We start from the raw sequence: 14,555 nt of genomic DNA, 5'->3' as shown, positions 1-14,555 counted from the left end.
CGCAAAAAATCCCGCTCGATTTAACCGGAAGCCTGTGGACGCCAGGTTGCCTGCGGCATCCGCCAATCAATTCCGGACAGAAGATACGATAGCTGCGCAACGCTGATCGTCACAACGCCGTCCGCCAGTAACGGCCACAAAAAGCGCCCGCGCTCCAGCCGCTTCGTGAACAGACACGCGCCCTGGCCATCATGCCAAATAATTTTGATCAGGTCGCCGCGGCGGCCCCTAAAAACGTAGAGATCACCAGCGTGCGGATCACGCTTCAAGCTCTCCTGGACCAACCGCGCAAGGCTTGGAAAGCCGCGGCGCATATCGGTGTGGCCGGTCGCAAGCCACACCCGCACATTACCCGGTATGGCAATCATCGGCGCTCAAGTACCTCGAGGACCCGCGCCAGCGCTTCCGGATCGACGTGCGCGTCCACTCGGATGCGTCGCCGGTTGCCAAGGTCGATCTCGATCAAACCAATACGCGCGGCTGCTGCCACAGACCGCCCTCGGCCATCACCCGCAGATAAGAGCTTCGGAGTCTCCTCCGCTTCCGTAGCGGCGATCTGCACCGGCACAAAAGATGGTACGGCCTGCTCGGATGTCCGCGCTTGTCGACGCCAGGTGAACACCAGGCTGGCCGCTACGCCGTTGCGACGCGCAACCGCAGTGACCTTTGCGCCCGGCGCCAATGTCTCCTCGACAATCCGCGCCTTGTCATCCTGCGACCAGCGCCGCCGCCGCTCCAGCCCGCCTAAAACCTCGACCCGCATCGCCTGATGACCTTAAAGCTAGACTTAAGGTTACACGCTTGGCCAATTACAGCGCCTCAGACAAGACGGCGCCCGTCGGATGCGTACGGAGCATCGGATTGATCAGGCTTATCACCCTCCAATCAGTTGCGACCGGTGTCGGCGGAACGCTCCGGCAGTCAAGCTCGAGATTGCGATTGGCGGCCTCGTCGTGCGGACGGACGCGGCGATAGATGGGGAGCATCTGTCTCGATTGATCCGCGGTGCGGGCGTCACGATGATTGTCCCCGGTTCCGAACCGAAGATTTACATCGCGACGTGGCCCGCCGACTTCCGCTGCGGCACGATGGGCTTGCTGCGAAGGTGCAGGAGATGCTTGGTCTCGATCCGTTCAGCGGTGCAGCCTTCGTGTTCCGGTCGAAACGGGCGAACCGGCTCAGGATTCTAGTGTGGGATCGAACGGCCTAGCGCATGAACGCCTCGAGGGTTGCAAGTTCGTGTGGCCAAAGATTGCGGAAGGCGTGATGCGGACATCGCCGGCGATGTTTGCCGCGCTGTTTGAGGGCCTGGATTGGCGGTTGGTCTGCCCGGAGGAAGCGCGGCGTCCACAGATCGCTCTATAAGTGCGGCAGAATGACTCTGTGCCGAGTTGGGCATGGCGCCGTCGGCGCAGATGTGCTCGACATGGCGCATGAGCACCGCGACGCTTCGCGACGAGAATGAACGCCTGAAGGCACTTTTAGCGCAGGCAGCATTGAGCGAACATCAAGCGGCGCTGGCAACGTCGGAAGAAGCGCGGCGCCGGTTGGAGGTCATTCTCGGAGAAGTACGCCGAGAGAAGTTCGGAGCGAAGTCCGAGAAGCTGCGGCCAGATCAATATCATTTGCCGCGCGAAGACGTGTGAGATCGCGCAAGGCGTCCTGGACGCGGCACAGGAGAGGGCTGCGGCGGTCATCAGGGGCCGATCGCGTGCGTCCAAAGCTCGGACGAAGGTGCCGGGCAGTCCTCTCAGGGGCCTCGCCTCAGTCAAATCGGGACGCCAAATGCCCACGCTGCTTAGCTTTACATTTCTGGATCTGAAATGCGGGTCAGCATCTTCACGTGCGGCCCCGCCCGTTTGAAGATCGGCTCCCAAAAGGCATAGGCGGTCTCGGCGAAACTCGCGCTTATGGTGAACTTCGTGAGCGCGGCTCGATGTGCGGTTTGTCGCCGGCAGCCTTGCCCCTCGACAAGGTGCCAGATGAATTGAGCGACTTGGCGCGCGTATGCGCTCGGACGACCTCGGTGGTTGGGTACGATCTCAAGCCGCATGGTCCCGGTGTCGCGCGTCTCCGGTTCAGTGATATTGGCAAGCCAGATGAAAATTGATGGATCAATGCTCGCGGCATAACCGTCGCGCTTGAGCTGCTGATTGATCATAGAGAATGCGCTGGCGGCTTCTCTGAAGCATTCGCTCAGGATAAAGTTCGCCTGATTCTCCAGCTTGCCGCTCTGAAGATCGTCCAGCAATCTGACCGCCTCGTCAGTGAGCCGCCGCATGTATCGCAGTTGCGGCTGCCCCGCGCTGTCGGTTGGTTCCTTCTGCACGATCAACTCGGCCGCATCCGCGCGGAACTCCGTTGCGGCTTCTCTGAGAATGGTCAAAAAACTGCCTTCAAGACCGGAACCGCCGATGTCTTTCGACGCCGCTCTGCTTCCCACCCGTGCTTCCACGAGGTTGGCAATCCTCACCATCATCTCGGTGGTAGTGTCGGAATCTAGGAGTTCGTCCTTGCGCGGCGCCGCCGCATTCCGAGATTCAAGCACCGCAACGGGATTCGGAGCCGTCACTTGCCTCGCAAGCATTGTTTGATCAGACGTCTTCTCACCTGTGTGCTCCGATCGCGGATTGGAAACAGCAATCCCACTGGACAACACAAACAGGCCATCGTCAACGGCTCGGCTCGCCGCCGCGGTAAGCTCCACCAGCGAGCGTCGCACACAGCGCTTATGGCTAGCACGGCGCCGTTTTTGCGTGTGACTCATGATCTAACGACCCCTCGACAAGCTTTTTCAAGACCCAGCGCCACAGCTCACGAACTTCCTCCGAGGCTCTTCCCTCTTCTGCAAGCTCGGTCACGCCCAATCCTGCCCCAAGCGCATCCTGGTGGTCATTGCGCTGTCCGACATAGGGAAGCGCAAGCACCCCGAGCGAATTGAGCGACGTTGCAGCTTCACTCAAGCGGCAGCCCCGTGGTGGCGTCTGATTGAGGACGAAAGCGAATCGGCGGTTGAGCCTACGAATAGCAATCAGCGTCGGTATCACAGCTTCGATATCGGCCAGACTCGGACGCACCGGGATCAGGCAAAGATCGGCCTTCGCGATGGCGAGCATGGCCAGTGCATTGTTCGTGGCCGCGGTATCGATGACCGTAAGCCAGGTTCCCTCAGCTTCAAGGCTAACGAGAGCCCCTTCTATTGCAGCGGGATCGGAAATCCGAACGACCCGCGGATAGGGGTGGCCGCGCCGCTCTTTCCATTTTGAAATCGTGCCTTGTGCATCCGCCTCGACAATTGCGACGCGCTCCCCGTTTCCCATCGCTGCGACTGCAACTCCGACCGCCAGCGTGCTCTTGCCGCTACCGCCTTTTTGGGTGACCAGAGCAAGGACATACATATCCTGCGCTTCCCGGATGACAACGACATGAAACGCATGAGTCGTCTAAAAAACTGAAACTACCAATCGGTGACCTACCACTCCCCATCGTGAATCGCATCAAGAGCGAGCGTGGAACTCACAACCAAACCGCGTTATGCGTTGCCCAACGGCTGCTTAGGTCTCAGTCAACTACCAACCTTGGGAATTGATGGAGAAGATGGTCACATGGCAATCTTGGTCCGCTAGGAAAGTCGATACGAGGCTGGGTTTAGAGAATGAAAAAAGCCCTGCTGGGATTGATCTTCGCCAGAACGGAAGCGTTAGATCACACGGAGAGCTAGAATCCTAGACGCGCGTTGCTCCTCTCTCAAGCTAGTCATCTGGAATGCAAGTTCGTCACATAACAGGACGCTCGGACCTCTGAAGGAGAGCGCTTGTGGCAGCAGGAGCGGACGTACTTGGAGAGCAAGTTCTTCGTCATCGTGTTGCCCGGTCGCTATCTGAGCGATGTCGCGCGATCCTGCGGCGTGCGGACGGCCTGCCTTAGCAAGTCCGTGGCTGCTGAACTCGGTTTCCATGAACACACCGTTGGCAAGTGGCGTCGCCGATTTTTGAAGGATCGCTGTGCTGGTCTGCTTGACGAGGCCAGCCCTGGTCGCCCTCGCACCATCAACGACGATCAGGTTGCGGCCGTGATCGAGCGGACGTTGCGGCTGACGCCGGCCGACGCGACGCCCTGGTCGATCCGCTCCATGGCTGCGGAAACCGGCTTTTCCCCTACCCCGATCCGCCGCATGTGGGCGGCGTTCGGCTTGCAGCCGCACCGTAGCCAGACATTCAAGCTGTCGAGCGATCCGCTGTTCGTCGACAAGGTGCGCGATATCGCCGGCCTTTACCTATCCCCGCCAAACCGAGCCCTTGTCCTCAGCATCGATGAGAAAAGCCAGGTTCTGGCACTCGATCGCGAGCAGCCGGTCTCGCCGATGATGCCTGGCGGGCCAGAGCGTCGCACGCACAGCTATTTCCGGCATGGTACGACATCGCTGTCTGCCGCGCTCGACGTCGCCTGGGGGTTCGTCATCGGCAAATGCTACAAGCAGCACGGCAACGAGTTCTTGAAGTCTCTAAAAAAGATCGATGCTCAAGTTCCTGAAGGGTTCGATGGCCATATCGTCATGGATAACTACTCCACCCACAAGACGCCCAAGATCAAGGCGTGGCTCGCCCGCCGGCCGCATTATCATGTCCACTTTACGCCGACTGCCGCATCATGGACAATCAGGTCGAGCCTTGGTTCGCCGAACTCACCCGAAAGCAGATCCAGCGAGGCGTTTACACCACCGTCAGGCAGCTCGAGGCCGACAGCTATACCTTCATCGACCTGCACAACAGAAACCCGAAGTCCTCCAAGTGGATCAAGTCCGCAGATCAGAGTTTGGCATCTGTCAAACGCTTCTGTCACAAAGCCCAGCAGACCTTATGTGGCGAACTTTAGACTCACGTGATTAGCAATCATTGATCTAGATCGTTTTTAGGAACGACGTAAGGATGTACGGTCACGAGAGTGAGATTTCACATGGCATCAATCCAGTCCAGCACCTTTGACACTGCCGGAACCGCGACCACGAATTTGGCACCATCGTCACTTCTGATGAGAAGGCGCTGTCGGTCACTGAAATCACAGCGCCATTCTTTACGAGGCTGCTTGTCTGACCAATGACGCCCGAGCAGGTCGACCTCATAGGGATATCATTCGACGCGATGTGGCCGATCCGTCGCGACATCGCTGACCTGTGTTACAGCCGGTTCGTCGAACTAGATCCCGATGCAAAAGACATGTTCGCCGGAGACATCGAGCGGCGGCGGATGAAGGTGCTGGATATGATCACGGCCCTGGTCGCCTCACTCGACGAGAGACCGATATTCCAATCGCTGATCACGCTTTCAGGTCATAAGCACGCCAGACTTGGCGTTCAGCTATCGCACTATGTCGCAATGGGCGAGGCGTTGATGTGGAGCCTTGAGCGCAAGTTAGGCGCCTCATTCACCCAGGAGCTGCAGGAGGCTTGGCGAACACTTTACGCCACGGCCCAGACCGAGATGCTGCGGTCAGCCGCGAAAACATAGAGCGTCACGCAAGTTTCGCTGTGGTGCTGAGAGACCGCAGTTGGGGCGCATCGCGATCGACTTTCGTAAAATGTCGCGCTTCAATACGCAGCCGTTCGTTTGGCCGAAGATGGGCTGCTCAAAATCGGTGAGAATCCAGCCCGGATTATGCGGTCTCGGGACATCGCCCAGTTCGTCCGCAGCCATCGTGCCCGTGACGAAGATATGGCTCTGGCATTGGGCTCTGGCATCAGGCGATCATCGCCGCAGGTCGCCCCGGCGATGACGATCGGTAACGATGGTTCGCGCCGCCACAGACGGTCGCCCATTATTTGTATTATGTGCAGGGATGCGAGCGTTGGCATCGAGGGTACGATTATAAGGGATTTGTGAAATTGGCGGCAGTGTCAGGGAACATGTGGGCCAGTCACCCAGCATGATCTTTCGACCGGGCCACCTGCTTGTGCATAGGCCTTTGCCGTTCTACTGGCTGCGGCCAGTCGCCGTTCGTCGGCAGCCCACGCCAGCATCCGGCGGTTGGCGCCGACATCGTAAGGATCGACAAGAAGGCCCGCGCAAGATCGGACAGCGCAGCTTCGCTACGTCCAAGCCTCCAAGCGGCTTCGGCGCGGAGAACGAAGCAGTGAGCTGCTGGTGGAGGTGAAACTCGAATGAGTCGATCGGCGTATTTGAGCGCCGTCGCAAACTCCTGCGTAATCAGCGCCTCGGCTGCGAGGCGTTCGAGCGCGATATGCGCGTGAGGCCCGGCAAGGAAGGAAACGTCGAGAATCTTGCGAAGATATCGCCATAGATCCGGCGAAACCGCTGCCGCTGTACGGCTTTGCGTCCTCCTCGCACCAATTCAGAGACACCCTGCTTGCCTCTAACGCGGCTATGGTGGCGGCGGAGTCCAGGTAAAGCGTGCTTGTCCTACTTCCTCACCAAACTATCAACCTCGGCGCCCGCTATCGGGCCATGTGGACCGATGGCGCGGCCACTCTATAGGCTGTCACGCAACGGCTGCATCGCTCACTCGCCATTTGCAAAGTACAGCAAGGAGCACTGGGTACGTTCTTTCAGGCCTCTTATAAGCTCGATTGAAGGACTCCATCTTCGCCCTCGCAAACTGCCCTCGAGACAATCCAAGCCTGCTGGTGAGCATCGAGGCCGAGCCAGAATTGGCGCCGTCGTCTCTAATATGACAGCTCGCGTCTTGCAGCGGCGACCGTGCCCGGCGCCGTTCGCCGATCCAGCACGAAGTCCGGACGGTCGTCCTCGCGCCGGCTTGGGGCGATGTCGCTCATGCTCCCTCCATTCGTCGCATCGGGCGAGGATGTTGCGTCGGATCGGACCGACGGCAGCGCGCGCACGCCGCTGCCTCCCGCGCGTTCAGGCCGGTGCACGCTGGCCTCCCCACGGAGCGTCGCTGCGGTAGCGGCTGGTCGAGGTCTGGTAGTAGTGCGCGCGGATAGCCGCCATGGCCTCGATCAACGGTCCCCACGGCGCGGGAAAGCGTTCTTCCGCCATCACCCGGTGCAGCATGCGCGTATGGCCGGCCAGCTCGTCGTTGAGGAACTCCATCACAGGCATAGCCGGATAGCGCTGCAGCAGCAGGATCGCTGCGTTGTCGGCCTCGCCGGCCGACCTGTCCTTGTCGCATCCATGCAGATCGTTCTGCAAGCGCCCTATCGCGGAGATGAGCCGCAGGAGCTGGCGAAACGCCGGACGCGCGCGCAAACTCGCCATGTCCAGCCCCCACAGCAACGACAGGCAACAGAACACGTTCGCGTAGGCGATCGAATCGATGCCGTTGTGCAGGTACTCGGCGTAGGACCAGCGTTCCGCCCCTGCCGCCTGCGCTTGTCCCGCGCGCAGCGCCGCGCAGTAGCACCGGGTATCGTCGAGAAGCTGAGCATAGTCGCGAGGATCGTAGGCGAGCGCGGCCAGCGAAGCGCGCAGCACAGTGCAGCCCTCGAATCCGGGGAGCGCGCATGGCACGCCCTGCCCGAGCGCCTGCTCTACCGCGGCGAGCTGCTCCGGCGCGATCAGGCCAAGGTCGTTGCAATCGTCGAGCCAGAACAACAGCGCCAATTCGCGATAGAACGCCACGATTAGCGTTTCGTCCTGCGGATCGCGGCCGGTGCGGGCGCTGGTGTCGCGCAGGCTCGACTGGATGCGCTGCAGGATGTACTGGCCCCCCCTGACCGCTTCCACGGCATGCTCGTCGGCGAAGGCGGTCAGGGAACGCCCCCACTCCAGCACCTGCTGCAGCGCGCGTTCGGCCTGGATCATGGCGCCGCTCCTGCTCCCTCGGCCTGGACGCGCCGCCCCCAACGAAGCGCCAGCCACAACCCGGCGAGTTCGGCCACGCGCACGACCCGGGTGGGGCAATACAGTTCCTTGCCGATCCACAGCGGCGTCTGCGGCAATGCATGCACCGCATGGCGGGCGAGCATCCACTCCAGCGCACGCGCCACCGCCTGCGCGATGCGCCGGCGCCCTGTCGGGTCTTCGCTCCCGTCCATCACGTGCAACGCGAACAGCGCATAGGCGGTTTCCTCGAATGTGGACGCGCGACCGGCGCCCCAGCCGCCATCGTCGCGCTGCGCCTGCAGCAGCGCCGCCAGTGCGCGCTCGTCGCGCCACTGGGGCTTGCCTTGCGCCAGCGCAGCGACCGCATGCGCGGTGGGGTACAGCCACGAAACGTGCCATTTTTCGTTGTCCCATAGACCGTGCGGGTTGCGATTGGCCTCGACGTAGGCGCGGGTGCCGGCGCCGGGCTTTCCCAACAGTTGCAACGCATGCAGGGCATGGATGTTGGTCGACACTGAGGCATTGCGCTCGCCAGGGAAGGTGACGAACAGCTCGCCGATCTCGAAATGGCGCAACGCATCGATCGCCGGGTCGCGGCCTGCAAGGCGCAGGACGCACAACGCAACGGCAGTGTCGTCCGCATCGGCAGCGAAGTGCAAGGCCGGGCCCAGACCGCGCACGCCCAGGCGGGCGTCGAGCTGCGCGACGATCACGCGCACCGCCTCGGCGAGCGCGGGATGCGCGAACAGCTCGGCTAGATGCAGGGTGTACAGCGACCAACATGGCTCGAACACATTGATCGGCCAGACGTTGGGAACGAGACCTTCGATGCCGCTGCGCGTCGCTCGCGACGCCGCCTGCAGATACGCGTCGGCGTGCCGGATCTGCGGCGTGCTCTCCTGTGTCAAGGCGCGCGCACGCCACGCGGCGGTCGCCGCCGGACTGATGCCGATGCTGCCGTCGTCATCAGGGCATGTGGTGGTCGGTGACGTCCCCCAGGCTTCCCAGGAGTGCAGCAACGGATGGCCGCTCGGCAACATCACCACCGCCCCCAGCTTGACCAGGCACGCTTGCCGCAACGGTAACAGCGCCGGGTGGCGCGGAAACGCCACGCCGCCCAGCAAGGATGAGGCCTCGCCACAAAACTGCGGCAGGATCAGCTCCGCGCCGATCGGCGCGTCTTCCGGCACCGCATGCGCGTAGGGATCGGGCTGGCGCTGGAGGAAGCGGGTTGCAGCCTTAACTGCGTCTGCAGCGCCGGGAAGAGCATCAGCACGTCGCAATGCCAGCAAAGCCGCCCACGTGGGCGCGTGGCGGAACAGCGGGAAGTCCGCGCTTCCCCATCCGCCATCGGCCTCTTGCTGTGCGATGAGCCAGGCGTATGCGTCCTGCCGACCGGTGACGTTACGGTGGAACTGCAGAGTTCGCGCCGTGTCGTAGATGGACGGACCGATGCTGCCGCCATCACCATCGCTCATCTCGCTCAGCAGGTGGCGCAATTCGGAAAGGATCTGTTCGGACAGCGCGTTCACGCGGGATGTTCCTTCTGCAGAGGGTTGACGAGGACCAGGATCGGCCAGGACCGCGCACGTCGCCCGCCGCAGGCCCGTCGCATGGGCAGCGCCGGACGGCCGCCCTGCTCCGCCGGCTAAGCGCCCCGATGCTGGCGCCGGTCCGCCGCATAGGCTTGCGCGCAGTGCGCCGCAGCCGTGCTGGGCAACCGCTGCGATCGGCGCCGCGGACTCCGGCACAGTTGCGGCTCCTGCGGACGGGAGCGCTCATGCGCATGGCGCGTGCTTGAGCAGATGCGCGTTGGCCCGCTGCAGGAGCTGGGCCAAGCGTTCCGCACGCGGCCCAAGCGGGGCGATGGCCTCTGCGGCGTCGCGCAACAGATCCGGCACGAACTGGCGCGCTGCCTGCAGCCCCATGATCGACGCGCAGGTCGGCTTCTGCGCCGCTGCGTCCTTGCCGGGGGTCTTGCCCAGCGTCGCGGCATCCGCTGTCGCGTCGAGAATGTCGTCGATCACCTGCAACGCCAGCCCGAAACAGGCGCTGTAGCGATCGAGCGCACCGTACAGTGCAGCGTGCGCGGTATCCTCCGCTATGGCGCATAGCGCCCCCATGCGAACGGACGCGCGCACGAGCGCTCCGCTCTTCATCCGGTGCATCGCCACGATCCTGTCCAGCTCGACGTGCTTTCCAACCAGCGACAGATCCATGGCCTGCCCGCCTGCGGCGCCCTCGGCGGACACCGCCTGCGCCAGTTCGCGCACGAGCGCGATACGCTTGTCGCCTGGCGCATCCAGGCTCGCCAGAGTCAGAAAGGCGTGCGCTTGCAGCGCATCGCCGACCAGGATCGCAGTGGCTTCGCCGAACTTGACGTGCACGGTCGGAAGGCCGCGGCGAAGCACGTCGTCGTCCATCGCCGGCAGGTCGTCGTGGACCAGGGTACAGGCGTGCATCATCTCGATGGCGGCGCCGACGTCATCGAGGATGTGCGCCGGCGTGTCGGCCAGTGCGCCGGCAGCCAGACAGAGCAAGGCGCGGGTCCGCTTGCCGCCTTGCAAGGTGGCGTAGCGCATCGCCGCCATAAGCTCTGTCTCACCGTCGTCTTCGGCGCAGAGAAGTCGCGCCAGCGCCTGTTCGACCCGATTTGCGCTGTCCTGCATCCAGATCTCCGGCAGCAGCCTGCCGGATGTGCCGCGCGCCTGCGCGCCCAAACCACCAATCGCGGAAACGCCAGTTCGCTCGTCGTGTCGCGTAGAACCGATCTGCTTGTTGTTCATGTCCTCGTACCTGACAGGAGACGGCCATGGCGAGCGGCGAGCCGCCACCGTGTTGCCGGCGTCGCATGGAGCGCGCGTACCGCGTGCAGCAATGCGGCGCGTCGCCGGCGCCGCTGCCTCGCCACACGGGGCATGCGATGCCAGCTCATGAGAATCCGATGCGGATTGTCATGGACGGATGTGCGGTCGGGTAATAGCGCCGGCCTTTTTCGACGCCGCTCAGCAATCGCGGCCGCACCCCGGCCTTGGGCATGGTCAGAGCCAAGGCGATGCAGAACTGCACCAATTCCAGCCATACCAGGTGGTAGCCGATGCAGACGTGTGGGCCGGTACCGAACTGCAGCATGTCCACCGGACGGATCGGTTCGGAGCGTTGCAGCCACCGCGCCAGGCGGAACTGGTCAGGCGCCTCGTGCAGCAGCTCCGAGGTCGAGAAATGCAGCAGCGGGATGCACAGATGGGTGCCCGCGGCAATGCGCCGTTGGCCGAGTTGCAAGTCCTGCAGCGCGCGACGCGGCAGGAGCGTGGTCGGCGGATGCACGCGCAACGTTTCGCGGAACAGCGCCTCGGCGACCGGACACTGCTCCAGGTCCGCGTGCCGGGTCGGCACTGCGCCGACGCGTTGCGCCTCCTCGACCACGGCGTCCCACAGGAGAGGCTGCCGCGCCAGCTCGATCACCATCCAGGCCATCGTCGAAGCGGTGGTGTCATGACCGCCAAGCAGCAGCAAGCGGATATTGGCGACTAGGACGTCATCTGAGAGCGAATCGTCGCTGCGATCGAAGGCGCTCACCATGTCGTTGATCAACCCGGTGCGCGCGGCATGCGCACGCGCGTCGCGGACGAACTGGCGCAATTGCGCGTCGATCCAGTCGCGGGCGGCGCGGCCGCGCCGCAAGGGCAGTCCGGGCAGGTCGACCGGGGGCGCGACGATCAACTGCAGCAGTTGCCGGTACTTGCGATGCCATCCCGGCAGGTCCTGCGCGGGGATTCCCATGAGGCTGAAGATGAGCTTGAGCATCAGGTCGCCGGTCTCGCGCAGGATGGTTACCTCGCCGCGGTCGCGCCACGCCTGCACCCGCGCCCGGATGACCGGCGCGAACAGGTCGCCGATACCGGCCTCGGTCAGGCCCTTGGGCAGGAACGCCGCTCTGATCGCATCGCGCGCCTGCCGGTGCGCGCCGCCATCCTGTGCGACCAACGTTCCAACGAACAATTCGGGCGCGATCTCTTCGATCAGCGCGGAGGACACGTCCTTGTGCCGGAGCAGTGCGAACGCATCCGGATCCATGCAGGTCATCAGGTGTCCGGTAGGGCCGAAATCCAGCCAGAAGTGGCTGCCCAGCGTCCGTTCCGCGCGCCGCAGCAGGCGCGGCAGGTCTTTGGCGATGGCGGGGAGATGCCCGACCAGCGGGAAAGCGCCGGGCACGACCGGGATGTCGTGCCGCAGCCGGTGCCGGCGGTTCAGCGGGTTGAGCAGCATGTTCATCAGCCGTGCGGCGCCGCGGCCGCTTCGGCGGTGTCGCTGGCAGGCCGCGCCGCGCGGCTGTTGCCGCCGTCGGCGTACGTCGGCACATGCGCCAGCATTCCGCCGTCGATGGACACGACCTGGCCGGTGATGAACGCAGCATCGTCGGAGAGCAGGAACGCCACCAGCGCGGCCACGTCCTCGGGGCGGCCGACGCGCGGCAAGAGCTGGTGCCGGCGCAGATGCCGTTGCATGCCCTCGTCCAGCTTGGCAAGGAGACGATCGGTCATGATGAGACCCGGCGCAACCACGTTGCAGCGGATCTGTGCATGACCGTACTGGGTGGCGAGCGAGGCCGACAGCATGTTCATCGCCGCCTTCGACGCGGCATAGGACGTCAGTGCGGTGTCACCGCTGAGCCCCTGGCACGACGACATATTGACGATCGCGCCACCGCCGCCGGCGATCATCCGTGGGATGGCCTGCCGGCAGCAGAGCAGCGTGCCGCGCAGATTGATTGCCATGGTCTGATCCCAGACCGCCAGGTCCAGCTCGAGGATCGCGCGGTCGCGCGGGGTCAGATGCATGGCGCTCGCGTTGTTCACCAGCAGGTCGACGCCACCGAAGTGCCGCTCCGCCGTCTCGAACAGTGCTGCCACCGCCCGCGCTTCGGCGATGTCCATGGTCAGGGCCAGCGCGTGGCCCGCTTCGGCCGCGATCTGCGCGGTGCAGGCGATGGCCGCCGAGCCATCGATGTCGGCCACCACCACGCTGCCGCCCTCGCGCGCGATGGCGAGGGCGCATGCCTTGCCGATGCCGGCGCCGGCGCCCGTCACCACGGCCACCTTGCCTTCAAACCGTCTCATCGTGTCCTCCTGGGATTGCGTTGGTCTTTCGCGGCATGCCGCTCGGCCTCGGCCTGAGAAGGCGCAGGGTCGGCGCTGGCGCGCTCGTCATCGCCAGCGTCGCTTTCGATGACCCGAATGGCGGCGACCGGGCACTGGCTGGCCGCGAGCCGCACGGCGGCGTGCAGCGCCTGCGGGACCGTCGCCACGCACACTTCGGCCACGCCGTCCGGTTCGCGTTGGCGAAAGGTGTCCGGCAGCGTCAGCACGCACTGCCCGGTGGTTCCGCACAGATCCTGGTCGACCACGACGCGCATCTCAGCTCCCCTGCGCATGCAGCCGCACCGGCAGTGCGCGAAACGTCCTAAGGAATGCGGAGGGCTCCCGGGTCGGCTGCTCGGCCAATGCCAGCCTGGGGAAGCGCGCCTGGATCAGCGGCAGGCTCTCGGCCAACTGCACCCGGGCCAGTTGCGCACCGAGGCAGAAGTGGATGCCGTGGCCGAAGCTCAGCATGATCTTCCCGTCGGTCGACAGGCCAGGACTGGTGCCGTAGAACCGCGCGGGATCGAAGCGATCGGGATCGGCGAAGGCGTCCGGGTCGCGATTGCCGGCCGCAATCAGCACGCGCACATCCGCGTTCTTCGGGATCACCACGCCGCCCAGTTCGATGTCGCGCTGGGCGATACGCGGAATGGAGCTGAACATGGCGGGCGCATCGCAGCGCAGGACTTCTTCGACGAATGCCTTAACCCCCACGGCGTCAGCCTGCAGCCAGTGCCGCTGTTCGGGATACGCCAGCATCGCCAGCACCGCATGGTCGATGCTCGCAGCAGTGGTGGCGAAGCCGCCCAGCAGCATGCCCCACAGCATGCTGATCAACTCCGCATCCGACAGCGTGTCGGCATCGTCGTCGTGTACGCCGACCAGCATCGACACGATGTCGTGGCGGGGATTGATGCGCTTGCGCTGTATGAGGATGCCCAAGTAGGCCTGCACCTTGGCGCTGGCCGCGTCCGCCGCGGCGAGCTTGGGATCGCTGGCGTGCGGGCTCAGGCCCTCCAGAATGGCGCCGATGCCGGCGGCGAGCCCGACTATGTCGTGCTGGGGCATGCCGAACAGCTCGGCGAAGACCTGCATGGGCAAGGCCAGCGCGAATTCCCGATGCAGGTCCACCGCCTCCCCGCGTTCCAGCGCGGGCGCCATGCCGTCGAGGCGCGCCGCGACGATGCGCGCGATGCTCGGCCGCAGCTTGTCGATCTGGCCCATGGTGAAATCGCGCGAGATCAGCCGGCGCAGACGCGTATGCGTCGGTGGTTCCTTCATCGCGAGCGTCGACGCCAGCAGATTGAACGACAGGCTGTTCGCCGCACGCGGGAAAAAGCGCGCCAGTTCGCTCGGCGCCGGTCCCCGAAACGCATCGCCTGTGGCTTTGAGCGCCCAATAGATGTCGGCGTGGCGGCTCAGCAGAAAGAGCCCCGATGCCGCGCGATGCACCGGATCGTGCTCGCGCAACCACCGCATGAACGGATACGGGTCATCGATGCACGCTGGTGACGCCAGTTGGGCAAAGGCGTCCCGGCATACTGCCGTGGTTTCTTGCACGTCCATCTTGGTTACCTGTTGGCTGGCTGATCTGACCGGCGAGCGCCAGGCGCGC

General features: G+C 64.0%; 14 protein-coding genes and 1 pseudogene. 4 read left to right on the top strand and 11 right to left on the bottom strand.

The window, feature by feature from the left end; all coding sequences use genetic code 11:
• Positions 1 to 20 precede the first annotated feature (20 nt).
• Together tnpB (ACVWY5_RS05545) and tnpA are read right to left on the bottom strand one after the other, a co-directional pair.
• Positions 21 to 368 carry an IS66 family insertion sequence element accessory protein TnpB gene (gene tnpB, locus ACVWY5_RS05545; protein ID WP_028338269.1) on the bottom strand — a complete coding sequence of 116 codons (348 nt, stop codon included), beginning with the start codon at positions 366 to 368 and terminating at the stop codon, positions 21 to 23.
• Positions 365 to 763 (bottom strand): IS66-like element accessory protein TnpA, encoded by a 399-nt coding sequence (gene tnpA / locus ACVWY5_RS05540; RefSeq protein ID WP_028338270.1) that lies wholly within the window; start codon positions 761 to 763, stop codon positions 365 to 367. The genes tnpB (ACVWY5_RS05545) and tnpA overlap by 4 nt, the downstream gene beginning before the upstream one ends.
• 135 nt (positions 764 to 898) lie before the next feature.
• Between tnpA and tnpB (ACVWY5_RS05535) the strand changes: the two genes are divergently transcribed.
• Together tnpB (ACVWY5_RS05535) and ACVWY5_RS05530 are read left to right on the top strand one after the other, a co-directional pair.
• The gene (tnpB, locus tag ACVWY5_RS05535; RefSeq protein WP_456671648.1) at positions 899 to 1,210 is read left to right on the top strand and encodes an IS66 family insertion sequence element accessory protein TnpB; all 312 of its coding nucleotides are present in this window, start codon (positions 899 to 901) and stop codon (positions 1,208 to 1,210) included.
• A gap of 187 nt (positions 1,211 to 1,397) precedes the next feature.
• A complete protein-coding gene (locus ACVWY5_RS05530; RefSeq protein WP_028336616.1) occupies positions 1,398 to 1,646 on the top strand; it encodes a hypothetical protein in 249 nt (82 codons plus the stop codon).
• A gap of 158 nt (positions 1,647 to 1,804) precedes the next feature.
• Here the strand turns inward: ACVWY5_RS05530 and ACVWY5_RS05525 are convergent, their stop codons facing one another.
• Positions 1,805 to 2,767 carry a hypothetical protein gene (locus ACVWY5_RS05525; RefSeq protein WP_321177041.1) on the bottom strand — a complete coding sequence of 321 codons (963 nt, stop codon included), beginning with the start codon at positions 2,765 to 2,767 and terminating at the stop codon, positions 1,805 to 1,807.
• Positions 2,736 to 3,398: a nucleotide-binding protein gene (locus ACVWY5_RS05520; protein WP_028336618.1), complete on the bottom strand. Its 663-nt coding sequence runs from the start codon at positions 3,396 to 3,398 to the stop codon at positions 2,736 to 2,738. Before ACVWY5_RS05520 ends, ACVWY5_RS05525 begins: the two co-directional genes overlap by 32 nt.
• Before the next feature lie 416 nt (positions 3,399 to 3,814).
• Between ACVWY5_RS05520 and ACVWY5_RS05515 the strand changes: the two are divergent.
• Together ACVWY5_RS05515 and ACVWY5_RS05510 are read left to right on the top strand one after the other, a co-directional pair.
• Positions 3,815 to 4,875 (top strand): annotated as a pseudogene (locus ACVWY5_RS05515) (IS630 family transposase).
• A 221-nt stretch (positions 4,876 to 5,096) separates the two neighbouring features.
• Entirely contained in the window at positions 5,097 to 5,507 is a 411-nt protein-coding gene (locus ACVWY5_RS05510) for a globin domain-containing protein (RefSeq protein WP_028336621.1), read from the top strand.
• A 1,368-nt stretch (positions 5,508 to 6,875) separates the two neighbouring features.
• Here ACVWY5_RS05510 and ACVWY5_RS05505 read toward each other — a convergent pair.
• The 7 genes from ACVWY5_RS05505 to ACVWY5_RS05475 all read right to left on the bottom strand — a co-directional run bounded on the left by ACVWY5_RS05505 (position 6,876) and on the right by ACVWY5_RS05475 (position 14,506).
• Complete coding sequence (locus tag ACVWY5_RS05505) at positions 6,876 to 7,778, bottom strand: terpene synthase family protein (protein ID WP_028336622.1); 903 nt, start codon at positions 7,776 to 7,778, stop codon at positions 6,876 to 6,878.
• The gene (locus ACVWY5_RS05500; protein ID WP_028336623.1) at positions 7,775 to 9,331 is read right to left on the bottom strand and encodes a hypothetical protein; all 1,557 of its coding nucleotides are present in this window, start codon (positions 9,329 to 9,331) and stop codon (positions 7,775 to 7,777) included. Before ACVWY5_RS05500 ends, ACVWY5_RS05505 begins: the two co-directional genes overlap by 4 nt.
• Before the next feature lie 246 nt (positions 9,332 to 9,577).
• The gene (locus tag ACVWY5_RS05495; protein WP_028336624.1) at positions 9,578 to 10,585 is read right to left on the bottom strand and encodes a polyprenyl synthetase family protein; all 1,008 of its coding nucleotides are present in this window, start codon (positions 10,583 to 10,585) and stop codon (positions 9,578 to 9,580) included.
• 145 nt (positions 10,586 to 10,730) lie between these two features.
• Positions 10,731 to 12,074, bottom strand: a complete 1,344-nt coding sequence (locus tag ACVWY5_RS05490; protein ID WP_028336625.1) for a cytochrome P450 — start codon at positions 12,072 to 12,074, stop codon at positions 10,731 to 10,733.
• A complete protein-coding gene (locus ACVWY5_RS05485; protein WP_028336626.1) occupies positions 12,074 to 12,919 on the bottom strand; it encodes an SDR family oxidoreductase in 846 nt (281 codons plus the stop codon). The genes ACVWY5_RS05490 and ACVWY5_RS05485 overlap by 1 nt, the downstream gene beginning before the upstream one ends.
• Positions 12,916 to 13,215: a ferredoxin gene (locus ACVWY5_RS05480; protein ID WP_028336627.1), complete on the bottom strand. Its 300-nt coding sequence runs from the start codon at positions 13,213 to 13,215 to the stop codon at positions 12,916 to 12,918. Before ACVWY5_RS05480 ends, ACVWY5_RS05485 begins: the two co-directional genes overlap by 4 nt.
• A 1-nt stretch (position 13,216) precedes the next feature.
• On the bottom strand, positions 13,217 to 14,506 hold the full coding sequence (locus ACVWY5_RS05475; RefSeq protein ID WP_028336628.1) for a cytochrome P450: 1,290 nt from the start codon (positions 14,504 to 14,506) through the stop codon (positions 13,217 to 13,219).
• Positions 14,507 to 14,555: the final 49 nt, after the last annotated feature.

This window comes from Bradyrhizobium sp. USDA 3256 (assembly GCF_054058275.1).
The sequence above is the reverse complement of the archived record's forward strand: the minus strand, read 5'-3'. Positions and strand labels throughout refer to the sequence as shown.

Coding starts and splice junctions, on each gene's coding strand:
- tnpB (WP_028338269.1), bottom strand. CDS start 368: ATGATTGCCATACCGGGTAATGTGCGGGTGTGGCTTGCGACCGGCCAC.
- tnpA (WP_028338270.1), bottom strand. CDS start 763: ATGCGGGTCGAGGTTTTAGGCGGGCTGGAGCGGCGGCGGCGCTGGTCG.
- ACVWY5_RS05530 (WP_028336616.1), top strand. CDS start 1,398: ATGGCGCCGTCGGCGCAGATGTGCTCGACATGGCGCATGAGCACCGCG.
- ACVWY5_RS05525 (WP_321177041.1), bottom strand. CDS start 2,767: ATGAGTCACACGCAAAAACGGCGCCGTGCTAGCCATAAGCGCTGTGTG.
- ACVWY5_RS05520 (WP_028336618.1), bottom strand. CDS start 3,398: ATGTATGTCCTTGCTCTGGTCACCCAAAAAGGCGGTAGCGGCAAGAGC.
- ACVWY5_RS05510 (WP_028336621.1), top strand. CDS start 5,097: ATGACGCCCGAGCAGGTCGACCTCATAGGGATATCATTCGACGCGATG.
- ACVWY5_RS05505 (WP_028336622.1), bottom strand. CDS start 7,778: ATGATCCAGGCCGAACGCGCGCTGCAGCAGGTGCTGGAGTGGGGGCGT.
- ACVWY5_RS05495 (WP_028336624.1), bottom strand. CDS start 10,585: ATGAACAACAAGCAGATCGGTTCTACGCGACACGACGAGCGAACTGGC.
- ACVWY5_RS05490 (WP_028336625.1), bottom strand. CDS start 12,074: ATGAACATGCTGCTCAACCCGCTGAACCGCCGGCACCGGCTGCGGCAC.
- ACVWY5_RS05485 (WP_028336626.1), bottom strand. CDS start 12,919: ATGAGACGGTTTGAAGGCAAGGTGGCCGTGGTGACGGGCGCCGGCGCC.
- ACVWY5_RS05480 (WP_028336627.1), bottom strand. CDS start 13,215: ATGCGCGTCGTGGTCGACCAGGATCTGTGCGGAACCACCGGGCAGTGC.
- ACVWY5_RS05475 (WP_028336628.1), bottom strand. CDS start 14,506: ATGGACGTGCAAGAAACCACGGCAGTATGCCGGGACGCCTTTGCCCAA.